Raw genomic sequence first — 16,541 nt, forward strand, 5'->3', positions numbered from 1 at the left:
GGCCTGGCCCGGCTGCACGGCCAGGTCAACGGCCTGCGCAGCCGCGCGGCCGCCGCCGAGGACGAGGTCGCGCGCCTCGCCGAGGCTCGCGCCGAGGCCGTCGCCCGCGCCGAGAAGGCGCAGCAGAGCTTCACCTCCCTGGAGTCGCGGATCGCCGGCCTGGACGCCGGCGAGGAGGGCCTGGACGCCGAGCACGAGGCGGCGGCGAGCCTGCTCGCCGACCTCGAGGAGCGGCTCGCCAAGGTCGGTGCCGAGGTGCAGGCGGCCGAGCGCGAACGCTCCGCGCTGACCGCCCGCAAGGAGGCGCTCGAGCTCGGCCTGAATCGCAAGGACGGCGCGGGCGCTCTGCTGGCGGCCACGGGCTCGGTCTCCGGCCTGCTCGGCTCGGTCGCCGCCCTGCTCAACGTGCGCACCGGCTACGAAGCCGCTGTCGCCGCCGCGCTCGGCAGCGCCGCCGACGCCGTCGCGGTCCGCGACGTCGACGCCGCCATCCACGCGATCGGACACCTCAAGACCGACGACCTCGGCCGGGCCGGGATCCTGCTCGGCGGCGCCGTCGTCGACGACGCCGGCTGGCCGGGCCTCGCCACCGGTGCCGTCTACGCGATGGACGTCGTGGAGTGCCCCGAGGACCTCCGTCCGGCGCTGTCCCGGCTGCTCTTCAAGGTCGCCGTGGTCGAGGACCTCCAGGCCGCGCGGGCGCTGGTCGCGGACGCCCCGGACGTCACCGCGGTCACCCTCGACGGCGACCTCCTCGGCGCCCACTTCGCCTCCGGCGGCTCGACCACCGTTCCGAGCCTGATCGAGGTGCAGGCCGCCGTCGACGAGGCAGGCGAGTCGCTGACCCGGGCCGGCCACGAGCTCGAGCGGCTCTCGTTCACGCTCTCCACGCTGGAGACCGAGCGCGAGGACGCCGCCCGCCGGGTCGACGTGGCGCTCGCCAAGCTGCACGAGTCCGACGCCGCCCTCGCCGCGGTCGCCGAGGAGCTCGGCCAGTACGGCTCGCAGGCCCGCTCGGCCAAGGCCGAGGCTGCCCGGCTGGAACAAGCGATCGCCAGCGCCCAGGAGTCGCACACCAAGGACCTCGCCGGGCTCGCCGAGCTGGAGACTCGGCTCGCGAACGCCGAGGACGCGCCCGAGGACGAGCCCGACACGGCCGACCGCGAGCGGCTGGCCGACGAGGCCCGCGCCGCGCGGGCGTTCGAGATGGAGGCGCGGCTCGCGCTGCGCACCGCCGAGGAGCGCGCCCGCGCACTGCACGGTCGCGCGGACAACCTGCGCAAGGCCGCGAACGCCGAGCGGGAGGCCCGCGCCAAGGCGATCGCCCGCCGCGAGCGGCTGTTGCGCGAGGGCCGGGTGGCCGAGGCCGTCAGCCAGGGCGTCGCCGTCGTGCTGGATCGCCTGGAGCGGTCGGTCGAGCTGGCCACCGAGCAGCGCTCCCGCGTCGAGCAGGGCCGTGCCGGTCGCGAGCAGGACCTGGTCGCCGCCCGCGAGAAGCTGCGCGCGCTCGGCAAGACCCTCGACGAGCTCGTGAACTCGGTGCACCGCGACGAGATGGCGCGCACCCAGCAGCGGATGCGGATCGAGCAGCTGGAGGAGCGCGCGCTCGAGGAGCTCGGCCTGGCGGCCGACGCGCTCATCGCCGAGTACGGCCCCGACCAGCCGGTCCCGCTGCTCACCGTCGAGGGCGCTGAGGGCGATTCTGAGGGCGATTCTGCGGGCGATTCTGGGCTCCCGACGACGGTGCCCTACGACCGCGAGGAGCAGACCAAGCGGCTGCGCAGCGCCGAGCGGGCGCTGGCCCAGCTCGGCCGGATCAACCCGCTGGCGCTGGAGGAGTTCTCCGCGCTGGAGGAGCGGCACAAGTTCCTCAGCGAGCAGCTCGAGGACCTGCGCCGTACCCGGCGCGACCTGCTCGACATCGTCAAGGAGGTCGACGAGCGCGTCGAGCAGGTCTTCACCGAGGCGTACGCCGACGTGGTGAAGGCCTTCGACGCCACCTTCGCGCGGCTCTTCCCGGGCGGCGAGGGCCGGCTGGTCCTCACCGACCCGAACGACATGCTCACCACGGGTGTCGAGGTCGAGGCCCGCCCGCCGGGCAAGAAGGTCAAGCGGCTCTCCCTGCTCTCCGGCGGTGAGCGGTCGCTGGTCGCGGTCGCGTTCCTGGTGGCGCTGTTCAAGGCCCGCCCGTCGCCGTTCTACATCCTCGACGAGGTCGAGGCGGCGCTCGACGACACCAACCTCGGCCGGCTCCTGGAGATCTACGAGGAGCTGCGCGACAACTCGCAGCTCCTCGTGATCACGCACCAGAAGCGGACCATGGAGGTCGGCGACGCGCTCTACGGCGTCTCGATGCGCGGCGACGGAGTCTCGGCGGTGATCAGCCAGCGGCTGCGCGAGGCCGAGTCCGCGTGACCCATCAGGCAACCCAGCGGGAGCCGCTGCCGACCCGGGCGGACTACACCGCCTGGCGCACGGCGACCACACGGTGGGCCGACGACGACGTCTACGGCCACATGAACAACGCCAAGTACTTCGAGCTCATCGACACCGCCGTCAACGCCCACCTGGCCGAGGCCACCGGCGCCGACATCCGGTCGCTGCCCGCGGTGGGGCTGGTCGCCGAGGTGTCCTGCAGGTACTTCAAGGAGATCGGCTACCCCCGCCCGGTCGACCTCGGCCTCGCGGTCGAGCGGATCGGCACCTCCTCGGTGGTCTACCGGATCGGGATCTTCCAGGGCGGCGAGGGCCTGCCGACCGACGAGGCGGCCGCCGAGGGCCGGTTCGTGCACGTGTACGTCGACAACACCGACCCGGCACGCGAGGGCGGTCGCCCGAGCACGCCGATCCCGGACGTGATCCGAGCAGTTCTCGAACCGCTGTCGCGTTGATCACAGTTCGGGAACGAGGGCTTCGCAGGGCGTGGCGCGGGGTACCACCATGGGAAACACGGATGTCTCGGAAGGACCCCTCCTCATGCTCTGGATGCTGATCGCCATGGTGCTGATCCTGGCCGCCGCCGCGGTCGTGGTGGTCTACGTCGCGTACCCGCACCGCGGCGAGGAGGTCCCGGGTGCGCCGTGGGTCGGCGAGGCGCTGAAGCGCGGAGTCGAGGCGATGCCCGTGCTCGAGGGCGAGTTCGACGAGCCGCGGGTCCCGGAGCAGGGTGTCCGTCGGCTGTTCCACCCGGACGAGACCGGCCTCCCGGCCGACTCCCCGGCGGTCGTGGAGACCCCTGATCACGTCCAGGACGGCCCGACGCTCGCCTGAGCCCGGGCCCCGCCCCCGGGTGCGGCCTCTGGTTGGATGGCGCCATGGGTCCGACCGAATACCTCGTCCTCGCCGGAGTCCTCGCGGTCCTGCTGATCGCCGGGCTGATCGGCTTCGTCAGCACCCGCGGCCGTCGTACGGGGCCGCCGGTGGCGCCGACCCCGACGACCGAGGTCGCCGAAGCGCCCGAGGCACCTGAGGTCCTCGGGGCACCCGCGGCGGCCGAGCCGGCCGCTCCCACCCTCGAGCGTCCGGAGGGCACCGCGGGGCGCCTGGTCCGGCTGCGCCAGCGCCTGGCGGGCTCGCAGGGGTCGTTCGGCCGCGGCCTGCTCGCGCTGCTCTCCCGGGACCGGCTCGACGAAGACACCTGGGAGGAGCTCGAGGACGCGCTGATCACCGCCGACGTCGGGGTCGGGCCGACCACCCAGCTGGTCGAGCGGCTGCGCACCCGGCTGCGGGTCGAGGGCGGCCAGCCCGCGGACGCCCGCGCGGTGCTCCGCGAGGAGCTGCTCGCGCTGGTCGACCCGACGATGGACCGCACCCTGCACGTCGACCGGCACGTCGACGGCGCCGACGGGCCCGCCGTCGTCCTCGTGGTCGGCGTGAACGGAGCCGGCAAGACCACCTCGGTCGGCAAGATCGCCAGGGTCCTGGTCGCCGAGGAGAAGTCCGTGCTCATGGGGGCGGCCGACACCTTCCGCGCCGCCGCGACCGAGCAGCTCGGGACCTGGGGCGAGCGGGTCGGGGTCGAGGTCGTCTCCGGTCCGGAGGGCAGCGACCCGGCGAGCGTGGCCTTCGAGGCCGTGCGCCAGGGCGTCGAGCGCGACGTCGACGTGGTCCTGGTCGACACCGCCGGCCGGCTCCAGAACAAGGCCGGCCTGATGGACGAGCTCGGCAAGGTCAAGCGGGTCATCGAGAAGCAGCTCCCGGTACGGGAGGTGCTGCTGGTCCTCGACGCGACCACCGGTCAGAACGGGATGGTCCAGGCCCGGGTCTTCAGCGAGGTCGTCGACGTCACCGGGATCGTCCTCACCAAGCTGGACGGCTCCGCCAAGGGCGGCATCGTCGTCGCGGTCCAGCGCGAGCTCGGCGTCCCGGTGAAGCTGGTCGGCCTGGGCGAGGGCCCGGACGACCTGGCCCCGTTCGACCCCGAAGGGTTCGTCGACGCGATCCTGTCCTGAGGCAGCTGCTCAGTCGGCTCGGGTCACGCGCGGATCCCGTTCAGCAGCATGTCGATGAGCGCGTCGACGTCGTCGGCCTTCGGCATCCGCTGACCGGTGATCGAGCACAGGACGAGCAGGCCGCCGAACTGGCTGACCGCGATGTCGATCGGGATGTCGGGGCGGACCTCGCCGCGCTCGATGGCGCGCTCGAAGATCATCCGCGACGCCGCCTCCTGGGCGTTGTGCGCGCCGATGTACAGCGTGGCGATCCGCTCGTCACGCAGCGACTCGGCCACGCTCATCCGCAGGTAGGCGCGGCCGGCGTCGGAGTTCGCGAACTCCAGCCCCTGCCGGTACGCCGCCCGCAGGTCGCCGGCGATCGTGCCGGTGTCCGGGATCGGGAACTCGCTGGTGTAGAGCTGGGAGAGCGCGGCGAAAGCGAGGTCCTCCTTGCCGGCCCAGCGGCGGTACACGGTGGCCTTGCCCGCCTTGGCGACGGCGGCGACCTCGTCCACGGTCATGTTGTCGTAGCCGCGCTTGAGGATCAGCTCGGCCGCGGCGGCGAGGATGCGCTCGTCCGCGCTGGCGTCGCGCGGACGTCCCTTGCGACGCGGAGCGGCGGGCTCGTGGGGAATCGTCATGACTGCGGTCTCGGGCACGGGGACAAGGTATTTCGAGACTGGCCGTCACGGGGCGAAACGCCGAAGAACGGTCCGCCCGACGAGTCCGGAGCAAAGCGGACGAGCCGGGCATCCGGGGCGCGGGTGGCCGAGTTCACACGTTCGTAACACGCACGGGCGATGTGTCACGCAACGGAAACGGCTGCGCACGCGTGGGCGAAACGTCGGCCGACGACTCTTCTCCGGACAGCGCGGCCTGGCCCTGGTCCCGACACCGTCGTGGGGAGCCCGGGAGGCCGCCGTGCAGGCAGTCTCACCACTGGAGGTCCGATGGACGGCTATTACGCCTGGATGATCGTCGCCACAGCACTCGTGCTGATGATGACGACCCCGGCACTCGCTCTCTTCTACGGCGGCATGAGCCGCTCCAAGTCCGTGCTCAACATGATGATGATGTCGTACGTCTCGCTCGCGGTCGTCGGCATCGTCTTCGTGCTCTGGGGCTGGTCGATGGGCGGCTGGGACAACGGCTTCGGCAACGGCAAGCTCATCTCGAACCCGTTCACGCAGTGGGGCCTCGAAGGGGTCTCCTGGAGCTGGTACATCGCGATGGCGTTCCAGCTCACCTTCGCCGCGATCACCGCGGCCCTGATCTCCGGCGCGATCGCCGACCGGGTCAAGCTCTCGTCCTGGATGGTGTTCCTGCCGATCTGGGTGACGCTCTGCTACTTCCCGGTCGCGCACAACGTCTGGGCCGGTGGCTGGCTGGCCACGAAGCTCCCGGCGATCGACTACGCCGGTGGAACGGTCGTCCACATCAACGCCGGTATCGCCGGCCTGGTGCTGGCCCTGGTCATCGGGCGCCGCGTCGGCTTCATGAAGGAGCCGATGAAGCCGCACAACCTGACGCTGACGATGATCGGCGCCGGCCTGCTGTGGTTCGGCTGGTACGGCTTCAACGTCGGCTCGATCGTCTTCTCGGCCGCTGACGGCGCCGAGAAGGACACCACGCAGTTCCTGACCGAGACCGGCGTGACCTTCGTGAACACCACCATCGCCACGATGGCCGCGATGCTCGCCTGGCTGCTGGTGGAGCGGATCGTGCACGGCAAGGCCACCTCGCTCGGCGCCGCCTCCGGCATCGTCGCGGGTCTGGTCGCCATCACCCCGGCCTGTGGCGCGGTGAACACCACCGGTGCCCTCGTGGTCGGTGTCGTCGCCGGCGCGCTGTGCGCCGTGGCGGTCAGCCTGAAGTTCAAGCTGAAGATGGACGACTCGCTCGACGTCGTCGGCGTCCACCTCGTCGGCGGTCTGGTCGGCACCCTGCTGATCGGCTTCGTCGGCACCACCGCCTCCCCGCAGGGCCGTGACGGCTTCTTCCCGGCGGGCACCAACGGCCTCTTCTACGGCGGCGACCTGACCCTGCTCGGCCACCAGGCCGGCGCGGCGCTGTTCACCATCGTGTGGACCGGAACGCTGACCACGATCATCGCTCTCGCCATCAAGTACACGATCGGCTGGCGGATCACCGAGGAGGAAGAGGTCGACGGCATCGACTTCGCCGAGCACGGCGAGACCGCCTACGACCTGGCCTCCTCGGGCGGCTTCGGTGGCGGTACGTCGGTCCTCGCCAAGTCGGCGGCCAAGGAAGGGGTGAACGCATGAAGCTCGTCACCGCGGTGATCAAGCCGCACAAGTGGGAAGAGGTCCGCGAGGCGCTCGAGACCTTCGGTGTCACCGGCATGACGGTGAGCGAGGTCAGCGGCTACGGCCGTCAGAAGGGCCACACCGAGGTCTACCGCGGCGCCGAGTACGACATCGCCCTGGTTCCCAAGATCCGGATCGAGATCGTGGTCGACGACGGTGACGTCGAGGACGTGACCGGGATCGTCGTGAAGGCGGCGCAGACCGGCCGGATCGGCGACGGCAAGGTCTGGGTCTCCGGCGTCGACAGCGTGATCCGGGTCCGTACCGGTGACCGCGACGAGGCGGCGATCTGACCGATCGGTCCGGTTGGACTCCCTCCAGGAGTGAGCGGCTGTTAACACAGCCGTAACAATCCGGTGGGCGCGACACACGCCTGAAACGTGTGGCGCGCCCACCGGAAACCTGTGCCCGGGACAGTGTCGCCCCATGAGCTCACCACTCCTCACGACCGCAGCCGCCACGGTGAACACCGGTGACACCGCCTGGCTGCTCACCTCCGCCGCCCTGGTCATGCTGATGGTCCCGGGGCTGGCCCTGTTCTACGGCGGCATGGTCCGCTCCAAGAGCGTCCTGAACATGATCATGATGGTGTTCGGCGCCCTCGCCGTCGTGGCCGTCGTCTGGGTCCTGGTCGGCTACTCGATCGCCTTCGGCGACGACGTCGTCGGCGGCCTGTTCGGCAACCCGCTCCAGTACCTCGGCTTCAAGGACATGCTCCCCGACGTGACGGGGGAGACCGGCGGCATCCCGGTGACCGCCTTCGCGGTCTTCCAGGGTCTCTTCGCCGTCGTCACCTGCGGACTGATCGCCGGCGCGATCGCCGACCGCACCCGCTTCGGCACCTGGCTGCTCTTCGCCGGGATCTGGACACTGGTGGTGTACGCCCCGATCGCGCACTGGATCTTCGACTTCAGCGCCGGCGACCACGTCGGCGGCTGGATGGCCAACCGGCTCGGCGCGCTCGACTTCGCCGGCGGCACCGCCGTCGAGATCACCTCGGGTGCCTCCGGGCTCGCCGTCGCCCTGGTGATCGGCACCCGGCTCGGGTTCGGCCGGGACCCCATGAAGCCGCACAACCTGACCTTGGTCATGCTCGGCGCCGGCCTGCTCTGGTTCGGCTGGTTCGGGTTCAACTCCGGTTCCGCCCTGGCCGCCGGCAACACCGCGGCGATCGTCTTCGTGAACACCCTGATGGCCGGCTGCACCGGCTGCCTGGCCTGGCTGGTCGTGGAGCGGTTCCGGGACGGGCACGCGACGTCGTTCGGCGCCGCGTCGGGCATGGTCGCCGGCCTGGTGGCGATCACCCCGGCCTGCGGCTTCGTCACCCCGCTCGGTGCGATGGTCGTCGGCGCCGTGGCCGGCACCGTCTGCGCCGCGGCGATCGGCTGGAAGTACAAGTTCGGGTACGACGACTCGCTCGACGTGGTCGGCGTCCACCTGGTCGGCGGTCTGGTCGGCACCCTGCTGATCGGCCTGCTCGCCACGACCGACGTCGCGCACGTCGACGGCCTCTTCTACGGGGGCGGCGTCGACCAGCTGGGCAAGCAGGCGGTCGCCTGCACCGTGACCTTCCTGTACGCCTTCACCGTCTCCGGACTGCTCGCCCTCCTGCTGGACCGCATGGTCGGTTTCCGGGTGGACGAGGAGCACGAGCTGACCGGCGTCGACCTGGTCATCCACGCCGAGACGGCGTACGACCTGCACGCCGCCACCGGCGGGGCACGCCCGCACCTCGGCGGTGGCAGTGGCAGTCTTCAGATGCGCAACGAATAGGAGTCGGACATGAAGCTCGTGACCGCGGTGATCAAGCCGCACAAGTGGGAGGACGTCCGTTCCGCCCTGGAGACGGTCGGTGTCACCGGGATGACGGTGAGCGAGGTCAGCGGGTACGGCCGTCAGAAGGGCCACACCGAGGTGTACCGCGGGGCCGAGTACGACATCTCGCTGGTTCCCAAGGTCCGGATCGAGATCGTCGCCGACGACGACGACGTGGCGGCGATCAGCGACGCGATCGTGACCGCGGCGGCGACCGGCCGGATCGGCGACGGCAAGGTCTGGGTCACCCCGGTCGAGACCGTCGTCCGGGTCCGGACCGGCGACCGCGACGAAGCCGCGATCTAGGCGGGCGCATGACCGAAGGGGCGTGCCCGTGACCGCTGCCGAGAGGGCCTCACGCGCCGCAGCGGCCGACGAGCTCTGCCAGCGTGCCTTCGCGGAGGTCGGCTGCCCGGAGACGGGGGTCGCGCTGGTCGCGGTCGGCGGCTACGGGCGCGAGGAGCTGGCGCCGTACAGCGATCTCGACGTCGTCCTGGTGCACGACCCGGAGGTCGCGGTCGGCGACTGGGCGGGGGCGGTCTGGTACCCGCTCTGGGACTCCGGCGCGAACATCGACCACTCGGTGCGCTCGGTGCCCGAGGTGCTGGAGCAGGCCGGCGCCGACCTCAAGGTGGCGCTCGGCATGCTCGACGTCCGGCACCTCGCCGGCGACCCGAACCTGACCCTGCGGCTGCGGACCGCGATCCTGGCCGCCTGGCGCCGGGACGCCCGGCAGCGGCTGCCCGAGCTCCACGAGCTGGTGCGCAACCGCGGCCGCCTGCTCGGCGAGCTCGCCCACGACTCGGTGCCCGACCTGAAGGAGGCGACCGGCGGCCTGCGGGACGCGACCGTGATGAAGGCGCTGGTCGCGACCTGGCTGGTCGACGTGCCGCACGGCGAGCTGGAGTCCTGCCGCCAGGCGCTCCTCGACGTCCGGGACGCGCTGCACGCGGTCGCCGGCCGCGGAACCGACCGGGTGACGCCGGAGTACTGGTCCGACATGGCGCCGCTGCTCGACCTGCCGGACGCGACCGCGGTCCAGAAGCACACCCGTGGGCTGGGCCGGCGGCTCACCCACCTGTCCCGGCTGACCTGGCGCCGCGTGGACTCGGTGCTGCGGCGGCCGGCCAAGAACCCGGCGTCGCGGCGCCCGCAGCTGACCACGATCGGCAACGGCCTCGCGGTGGCGTACGAGGAGATCGTGCTGGACCGGGACGCGCAGCCGTCCCGGGACCCGCTGCTGCTGCTCCGGGCGGCGGCGGAGGCCGCAGAGCGCGACCTGGTGCTCGAGCCGACCACCGCGGCGCGCTTGGTCGCCGAGGTGCCGGCGCTGCCCGACCCGTGGCCGGCCGAGGCCCGGGACCTGCTGGTCCGGCTGCTGGCCGCCGGCCGCGGACTGCTCCCCGTCTGGGAGACGCTCGACGAGATCGGCGCCGTGGCCACCTTCCTGCCCGAGTGGGAGCGGGTCCGGCTGCTGCCGCACGCCTCGGAGGTGCACCGCTTCACGGTCGACCGGCACATGGTCGAGACCTGCATCGAGGCGTCCGCGATGATCCGCCGGGTCGCGCGCCCGGACGTGCTGATGGTGGCCGCGCTGCTGCACGACATCGGCAAGGGGCAGCTGACCGAGCACTGCGTCGCCGGCGAGCCGATCGCCCGCGACATCGCCCGCCGGATGGGTTTCGACGAGCGCGAGACCGAGCTCCTCGCCGGGCTGGTCCGCTGGCACCTGCTGCTCCCCGAGACCGCGACCACGCGCGACCCGGAGGACCCCGCCACCGTCGACCTCGTCCTCAAGCACGTCGTGGACCGCGAGCAGCTCGAGCTGCTGGCCACGCTCACCGAGGCCGACGCGCGGGCCACTTCGGACAAGGCCTGGACCACCTGGCGGGCCTCGCTGATCCGGGACCTGGTACGCCGGGTCGCGGCCGAGCTCGCCAATTTCCCGGTCGTCGAGGACGACCGTCACGGGGTCGAGGTGCCGGACGCGGTCCGGGCGGACCCCGGCCGGGTCGAGGTCGGCGTCGTCGAGCACGGCGACGGCTCCTCGGTGACCGTGATGTCCGGCGACCGGGTCGGCCTGCTCGCCGACGCCGCCGGGATGCTCGCGCTCCAGCGGGTCTCGGTGCGGGCGGCCCGGGCCTGGGTCGACGGCGAGATCGGGGTCTCGGTCTGGCAGGTCGCCCGCACCGGGCTGGACGCGGCGGTCCTGCGGGAGCGGCTGGCCAGGATCGTCGAGGGCGTCGTGGACCCGGCCGCTCGGCTGGGCCGGGTGGACAAGGAGGCGCTCGCGCCGACGGTGACGGTCCGGCCGGAGGCCTCCGACCGGGCCACCGTGATCGAGGTCCGGGCCTCCGACCGGCCGGGGGTGGTCTACCTGGTCTGCTCGGCGCTGGCCCGGCTGGGGCTGACGGTCACCTCCGCGCACGTGGACACGCTCGGGCCGCAGGCCGTGGACGTCTTCTACGTCCAGGAGGCGAACGCGGGTGCGCTCGGGGACCGACGGGCCGCCGAGGCGGCGCACGCGGTCCGTGCCGCGCTCACCGTTCCGGCCGCCGGATCCTGACCGCGTCGTCCTGGTCGACTCGGCCGGTTCGCCGGAGTCAACTAAGGTGGGCACGCGCTGAGAGGCGCCGATCGCTCCGACACACCGAGGAATGCCTTGTTCGCCACTCTGTCCGACCGCCTGTCCGAGACCTTCAAGAACCTTCGCGGCAAGGGCAAGCTCTCCGAGGCGGACATCGACGCCACCGCGCGCGAGATCCGGCTCGCCCTGCTCGAGGCCGACGTCGCCCTGCCCGTGGTCAAGGACTTCGTCGCGGCGGTCAAGGAGCGCGCCCGCGGCGCCGAGGTCAGCCAGGCTCTGAACCCGGCCCAGCAGGTCATCAAGATCGTCAACGAGGAGCTGGTCGCGATCCTCGGTGGGGAGACCCGCCGGCTGCGCTTCGCGAAGAACCCGCCGACCGTCATCATGCTGGCCGGCCTCCAGGGTGCCGGCAAGACGACGCTGGCCGCCAAGCTCGCGCTCTGGCTGAAGAGCCAGGACAAGAGCCCGATGCTGGTCGCGGCGGACCTGCAGCGCCCGAACGCGGTCAACCAGCTCCAGGTCAACGGCGAGCGCGCCGGCGTGACGGTCTTCGCGCCGGAACCGGGCAACGGCGTGGGGGACCCGGTCGCGGTCGCGCGTGCCGGTGTCGAGGAGGCCCGCCGCACCCTGCACGACGTGGTCATCATCGACACCGCCGGCCGTCTCGGCATCGACGAGGAGCTGATGAAGCAGGCCGCGGACATCCGCGACGCGGTCTCCCCGGACGAGGTCCTCTTCGTCGTCGACGCGATGATCGGGCAGGACGCGGTGAACACCGCCCAGGCCTTCCTCGACGGCGTCGGCTACGACGGCGTCGTGCTCACCAAGCTCGACGGTGACGCCCGCGGCGGTGCCGCGCTCTCGATCGCGCAGATGACCGGCAAGCCGGTCATGTTCGCCTCGAACGGCGAAAAGCTCACCGACTTCGATTACTTCCACCCCGACCGGATGGCCTCGCGCATCCTGGACATGGGTGACCTGCTCACCCTGATCGAGCAGGCCGAGAAGACCTTCGACGCCGACCAGGCGGCCAAGGCCGCGGCGAAGATCCAGGGCGGCGACTTCACCCTCGACGACTTCCTCGAGCAGATGCAGCAGATCCGCAAGATGGGGTCGCTGACCAAGATGCTCGGGATGCTGCCGGGGATGGGCCAGTTCCGCGACCAGCTCGAGAACTTCGACGAGCGCGAGATCGACCGGATCCAGGCGATCATCCAGTCGATGACCCCGGCCGAGCGGGCCAACCCGAAGATGATCGACGGCTCCCGCCGGTCCCGGATCGCGAAGGGCTCGGGGCGCGCCGTCTCGGACGTCAACCAGCTCGTCGACCGGTTCTTCGAGGCGCGCAAGGCGATGCAGCAGATGGCCCGCGGTGGCATGCCGGGGATGCCCGGCATGCCCGGCATGGGCCTCGGCAAGAAGGCGAAGGGGCGGCAGGCACCGCAGCAGAAGAAGGGCAAGGGGGCGCGCAGGAGCGGCAACCCGGCCAAGGCGGCGCAGCAGGCGTCCGAGGAGCCGAAGGCCCCGGCCGCGGACCCGTTCGGTCTCGGCGGTGCCGGCATCCCGGCCGACTTCGACCCGAACGACATGCCGGACCTGTCGAAGTACCTGAAGTAGGCCGCGTGCCAGCGCTGCGATTCCGCGGACCCGTCCTGCCCGACGGCGAGGCCGCCGACCTGTACGTCGTCGACGGCGCCGTCACCTACGAGCCGCAGCCCGGCGCCGACACGGCCGCCGAGGGCTGGATCGTGCCCGGGCTGGTCGACGCGCACTGCCACCTCGGCCTCGACGACCACGGGGCCACCGACGTCGAGACCGCCGAGTCCCAGGCGGTCGCCGACCGGGACGGCGGCGCGCTGCTGATCCGGGACTGCGGGTCGGCGATGGACACCCGCTGGATCCAGGAGCGCGAGGACCTGCCGCGGCTGATCCGGGCCGGCCGGCACATCGCCCGTACCCGGCGCTACATCCGCAACTACGCCGACGAGGTCGAGCCGCAGGACCTGGTCGCGAGCGTGGTCCGCGAGGCCGCTCGCGGCGACGGCTGGGTCAAGCTGGTGGGGGACTGGATCTCCCGCGACGACGGCGACCTGACGCCGTCGTTCCCGGCGGAGGCGTTCGCGGCCGCGATCTCCGCCGCGCACGAGCACGGCGCCAAGGTGACCGCGCACTGCTTCGGGTACGACGTGCTGCCGGGCCTGATCGAGGCCGGGATCGACTGCATCGAGCACGGCACCGGGCTCACCACCGACCTGATCGACGCGATGGTCGCCCGCGGCACCGCGCTGGTCCCGACCGTGATGCAGGTCGACAAGTTCCCCGAGCACGCCGCCGGCGGCCGGGAGAAGTTCCCCGCCTACGCCAGCACGATGACCGACCTGTACGCCCGCCGGCGCGCGACCGTGATGGCGGCGTACGAGGCCGGCGTGCCGCTGTACGCCGGCTCCGACGGCGGCGGGGTCGCCAAGCACGGGAACCTGGCCGGCGAGGTGCAGGGGATGGCCGACCTGGGGATCACGGCGTTCGACGCGCTCGGCGCGGCCTCCTGGCGGGCCCGGGAGTGGCTCGGCTGGAACGCCACCCTGGCCGAGGGGGCGCCGGCCGACTTCGTCGTCTACCCGCGGGACCCGCTGGCCGACCTGAGCGTGCTCCGGGAGCCCACCTGCATCGTGCTGCGCGGCCGCGTGGTCCGGGCCTGACCGCCGATTTCCGGGCCAATTTCTGGGTCTCGCCGATCTCTGGCAGAATGACCGGCTGAGTCTCGCCCGTTTCCGGACCCTCTAATCTCGGTTCGGTCGAGCCCTCCGAGCGGTTCCACCCGGTCCCCACCTGGTCAGGGACGCTCACCCACGACACACACCAAGGAGACACCACAAACGTGGCCGTCAAGATTCGCCTGAAGCGCATGGGCAAGATCCGCCAGCCGTACTACCGCGTCGTCGTCGTCGACTCCCGCAAGAAGCGGGACGGCAAGGTCATCGAGGAGATCGGCAAGTACCACCCCAAGGAGGAGCCGTCGTTCATCGACATCACCTCCGACCGCGCGCAGTACTGGCTCGGCGTCGGCGCGCAGCCGACCGAGGCCGTCGAGGCCATCCTCAAGATCACCGGTGACTGGCAGAAGTTCAAGGGCCTCCCGGGCGCCGAGGGCACCCTCAAGGTCGCCGAGCCGAAGCGCGACAAGACCGAGATCTTCAACGAGGCTCTCAAGGACGCTGCCAACGAGCCGAAGCGCGAGGCCGTGACCAAGAAGGCCGCCAAGAAGGCCGACGAGCCGAAGGCCGAGGAGGCCCCGGCCGCCGAGGCGGCTGCCGAGGAGGCCCCGGCCGCCGAGGTCGCTGCCGAGGAGGCTCCCGCCGAGGCCGCCGCCGAGGCTGCCGCCGACGAGACCACCGAGGCCTGAGCACCGTGCTCGCCGAGGCCCTCGAGCACCTGGTCCGCGGCGTCGTCGACCACCCCGACGACGTCTCGGTGCGCGACAAGCAGCTCCGTCGCGGCTCGATCCTCGAGGTCCGCGTGAACCCGTCCGACCTGGGCAAGGTGATCGGCCGCAACGGTCGTACCGCCACCGCCTTCCGGACGGTCGTCTCGGCGCTCGCGGGCCGTGACGGTGCGCGGATCGACTTCGTCGACGTCGACCGTCGCCGCTGAGCGAGACGGTCGTCGGTTGAGCGAGACGATCGTCGTCGGGCGGATCGGCAAGCCGCACGGCATCCGGGGCGAGGTCTCCGTGGAGCCTCGCACCGACGAGCCTGACCGCCGCTTCGCGGTCGGCTCACAATTGCAGACGCAGGACAAGCGGCCCGGTGCCCCCGGTCCCGCCCACCTCACGGTGGCCGGGACGCGGTGGCACTCGGGCCGCTTGCTCGTCCGCTTCGAGGAGATCGCCGACCGCAACGCCGCCGAGGAGGCGCGCGGGACGCTGCTGCTGATCCCCCTGGACCCCGACGAGCATCCGGCGGACCCCGAGGAGTTCTACGACCACCAGCTCGTCGGGCTGGCCGTCGTCACCACCGACGGCGCGGGCGTCGGCACGCTGCGCGAGATCGTGCACGGCACCGCCCAGGACCTGCTGGTGATCACGCCGGGCGGCGACGGGCCGGACGTCCTGGTCCCGTTCGTCTCGGCCCTGGTCCCGGAGGTCGACGTGCCCGGCGGCCGGATCGTGGTCGCCGACCTGCCCGGGCTGCTCTCCGACCTGGACGACTGACCTGTGCGCATCGACGTCGTCTCGATCTTCCCCGGCTACCTCGCACCGCTGGAGCTCTCCCTGCCCGGCAAGGCACGGGAGAAGGGCCTGCTCGACCTGCACGTGCACGACCTGCGGGACTTCACCCGCGACCGGCACCGCACCGTCGACGACACCCCGTACGGCGGCGGCGCCGGCATGGTGATGAAGCCCGAGGCGTGGGGCGAAGCGCTCGACGCGCTGGCCCCGGACGGCGCCGTCCTCGTGGTCCCGACGCCGTCGGGCCGCCCGTTCACCCAGGCGCTCGCCGCCGAGCTGTCCACCCGCGAGCACCTCGTCTTCGCCTGCGGGCGCTACGAGGGCATCGACCAGCGCGTGCTCGACCAGGCCGCGACCCGGCTCGAGGTCCGCGAGGTCTCGCTGGGCGACTACGTGCTCAACGGGGGAGAGGTGGCCGCGCTCGCGGTGATCGAGGCCGTCGTCCGGCTCGTCCCCGGCTTCATGGGCAACGCGGAGTCGCTGGTCGAGGAGTCGCACGAGAACGGCCTGCTGGAGTACCCGGTGTACACCAAGCCGGCGTCCTGGCGGGGGCTCGACGTCCCCGAGGTGCTGCTGTCCGGTGATCACCGCCGGATCGCGGCGTGGCGGCACGAGCAGTCGCTGCGGCGCACCGCCGAGCGCCGGCCGGACCTGCTGCACCCCTCGGCCGCGCTGGCGGACCTGGAGGTCGCGCCGGCGGTGCCCGGCGACGCGGGGGAGCTGTTCACCCTCCAGCGGGCCTGCTGGATCCAGGAGCAGCAGGCCAATCCCGGCGTGCGGATCCCGCCGCTGCACGAGGAGCTCGCCGACGTGGAGGCGACGATCGCCCGCGACACGGTCCTGGTGGCCCGCTCCGGCGGACGTCTCGTCGCGTCGTCCCGCGGCCGGCTCGACGGCGCCACCTGGGAGGTCGGCCGCCTGATGGTCGCCCCGGACCTGCAGGGCCGCGGCCTCGGCCGGATCCTGCTCGAGCGGATCGAGCAGGCCGCGCCGGACGGGGCCGAGGTCTTCGAGCTGTTCACCGGCGCCGGCAGCGAGCGCAATCTCCGGATCTACAAGAAGGCCGGCTACCGGCCGCGGGGCGAGATCGAGCCGGGCGTGGTCCGGCTGACCAAGAAGCGTCGCTAGGTGCCTGCTCAGGGCGCTGCTCA

Annotated in this window: 16 protein-coding genes; 15 read left to right on the forward strand and 1 reads right to left on the reverse strand. The window is 72.1% G+C overall.

Translation table 11 applies throughout. From position 1 onward, the window contains the following. The 4 genes from AB4Y76_RS17500 to ftsY all read left to right on the forward strand — a co-directional run. Positions 1-2,415: AAA family ATPase (locus AB4Y76_RS17500; protein ID WP_441927587.1), on the forward strand; the 2,415-nt coding region annotated here is incomplete at its 5' end. Then, the gene (locus AB4Y76_RS17505) at positions 2,412-2,891 is read left to right on the forward strand and encodes an acyl-CoA thioesterase (RefSeq protein WP_441927589.1); all 480 of its coding nucleotides are present in this window, start codon (positions 2,412-2,414) and stop codon (positions 2,889-2,891) included. The genes AB4Y76_RS17500 and AB4Y76_RS17505, both read left to right, overlap by 4 nt. A gap of 85 nt (positions 2,892-2,976) precedes the next feature. After that, a complete protein-coding gene (locus AB4Y76_RS17510) occupies positions 2,977-3,270 on the forward strand; it encodes a hypothetical protein (RefSeq protein ID WP_441927591.1) in 294 nt (97 codons plus the stop codon). A gap of 44 nt (positions 3,271-3,314) precedes the next feature. After that, a complete protein-coding gene (gene ftsY / locus AB4Y76_RS17515; protein WP_441927593.1) occupies positions 3,315-4,451 on the forward strand; it encodes a signal recognition particle-docking protein FtsY in 1,137 nt (378 codons plus the stop codon). A gap of 23 nt (positions 4,452-4,474) precedes the next feature. Here the strand turns inward: ftsY and AB4Y76_RS17520 are convergent, their stop codons facing one another. Then, positions 4,475-5,092, reverse strand: a complete 618-nt coding sequence (locus AB4Y76_RS17520) for a TetR/AcrR family transcriptional regulator (RefSeq protein WP_441927595.1) — start codon at positions 5,090-5,092, stop codon at positions 4,475-4,477. Positions 5,093-5,383: 291 nt separating this feature from the next. Between AB4Y76_RS17520 and AB4Y76_RS17525 the strand changes: the two genes are divergently transcribed. The 11 genes from AB4Y76_RS17525 to trmD all read left to right on the forward strand — a co-directional run bounded on the left by AB4Y76_RS17525 (position 5,384) and on the right by trmD (position 16,518). Continuing rightward, complete coding sequence (locus AB4Y76_RS17525) at positions 5,384-6,718, forward strand: ammonium transporter (protein WP_441927597.1); 1,335 nt, start codon at positions 5,384-5,386, stop codon at positions 6,716-6,718. Beyond that, entirely contained in the window at positions 6,715-7,053 is a 339-nt protein-coding gene (locus AB4Y76_RS17530) for a P-II family nitrogen regulator (protein WP_441927598.1), read from the forward strand. The genes AB4Y76_RS17525 and AB4Y76_RS17530 overlap by 4 nt, the downstream gene beginning before the upstream one ends. Positions 7,054-7,186: 133 nt before the next feature. Beyond that, complete coding sequence (locus AB4Y76_RS17535; protein ID WP_441927600.1) at positions 7,187-8,533, forward strand: ammonium transporter; 1,347 nt, start codon at positions 7,187-7,189, stop codon at positions 8,531-8,533. A gap of 9 nt (positions 8,534-8,542) precedes the next feature. Next, a complete protein-coding gene (locus AB4Y76_RS17540) occupies positions 8,543-8,881 on the forward strand; it encodes a P-II family nitrogen regulator (protein WP_441927602.1) in 339 nt (112 codons plus the stop codon). Positions 8,882-8,909: 28 nt separating this feature from the next. Continuing rightward, positions 8,910-11,141, forward strand: a complete 2,232-nt coding sequence (locus AB4Y76_RS17545) for a [protein-PII] uridylyltransferase (protein ID WP_441927604.1) — start codon at positions 8,910-8,912, stop codon at positions 11,139-11,141. 96 nt (positions 11,142-11,237) lie between these two features. Continuing rightward, on the forward strand, positions 11,238-12,779 hold the full coding sequence (gene ffh / locus AB4Y76_RS17550) for a signal recognition particle protein (protein WP_441927606.1): 1,542 nt from the start codon (positions 11,238-11,240) through the stop codon (positions 12,777-12,779). A 5-nt stretch (positions 12,780-12,784) separates the two neighbouring features. Continuing rightward, positions 12,785-13,861, forward strand: a complete 1,077-nt coding sequence (locus AB4Y76_RS17555; RefSeq protein WP_441927608.1) for an amidohydrolase family protein — start codon at positions 12,785-12,787, stop codon at positions 13,859-13,861. Positions 13,862-14,040: 179 nt separating this feature from the next. Beyond that, positions 14,041-14,565: a 30S ribosomal protein S16 gene (gene rpsP / locus AB4Y76_RS17560; protein ID WP_441927610.1), complete on the forward strand. Its 525-nt coding sequence runs from the start codon at positions 14,041-14,043 to the stop codon at positions 14,563-14,565. Positions 14,566-14,570: 5 nt separating this feature from the next. Beyond that, complete coding sequence (locus tag AB4Y76_RS17565) at positions 14,571-14,813, forward strand: RNA-binding protein (RefSeq protein WP_441927612.1); 243 nt, start codon at positions 14,571-14,573, stop codon at positions 14,811-14,813. 16 nt (positions 14,814-14,829) lie between these two features. Then, positions 14,830-15,372 carry a ribosome maturation factor RimM gene (rimM, locus tag AB4Y76_RS17570; protein WP_441927614.1) on the forward strand — a complete coding sequence of 181 codons (543 nt, stop codon included), beginning with the start codon at positions 14,830-14,832 and terminating at the stop codon, positions 15,370-15,372. Positions 15,373-15,375: 3 nt separating this feature from the next. Beyond that, positions 15,376-16,518 (forward strand): tRNA (guanosine(37)-N1)-methyltransferase TrmD, encoded by a 1,143-nt coding sequence (gene trmD, locus AB4Y76_RS17575; RefSeq protein ID WP_441927616.1) that lies wholly within the window; start codon positions 15,376-15,378, stop codon positions 16,516-16,518. The last annotated feature ends 23 nt before the right edge of the window (positions 16,519-16,541 follow it).

It is taken from the genome of Marmoricola sp. RAF53 (assembly GCF_052114005.1).
In the GTDB taxonomy this organism is placed as follows: domain Bacteria; phylum Actinomycetota; class Actinomycetes; order Propionibacteriales; family Nocardioidaceae; genus Marmoricola.

Excerpts from the sequence above, each read along its gene's own strand:
- AB4Y76_RS17510 (WP_441927591.1), top strand. The coding sequence starts at position 2,977 with ATGCTCTGGATGCTGATCGCCATGGTGCTGATCCTGGCCGCCGCCGCG.
- ftsY (WP_441927593.1), top strand. The coding sequence starts at position 3,315 with ATGGGTCCGACCGAATACCTCGTCCTCGCCGGAGTCCTCGCGGTCCTG.
- AB4Y76_RS17525 (WP_441927597.1), top strand. The coding sequence starts at position 5,384 with ATGGACGGCTATTACGCCTGGATGATCGTCGCCACAGCACTCGTGCTG.
- AB4Y76_RS17530 (WP_441927598.1), top strand. The coding sequence starts at position 6,715 with ATGAAGCTCGTCACCGCGGTGATCAAGCCGCACAAGTGGGAAGAGGTC.
- AB4Y76_RS17535 (WP_441927600.1), top strand. The coding sequence starts at position 7,187 with ATGAGCTCACCACTCCTCACGACCGCAGCCGCCACGGTGAACACCGGT.
- AB4Y76_RS17540 (WP_441927602.1), top strand. The coding sequence starts at position 8,543 with ATGAAGCTCGTGACCGCGGTGATCAAGCCGCACAAGTGGGAGGACGTC.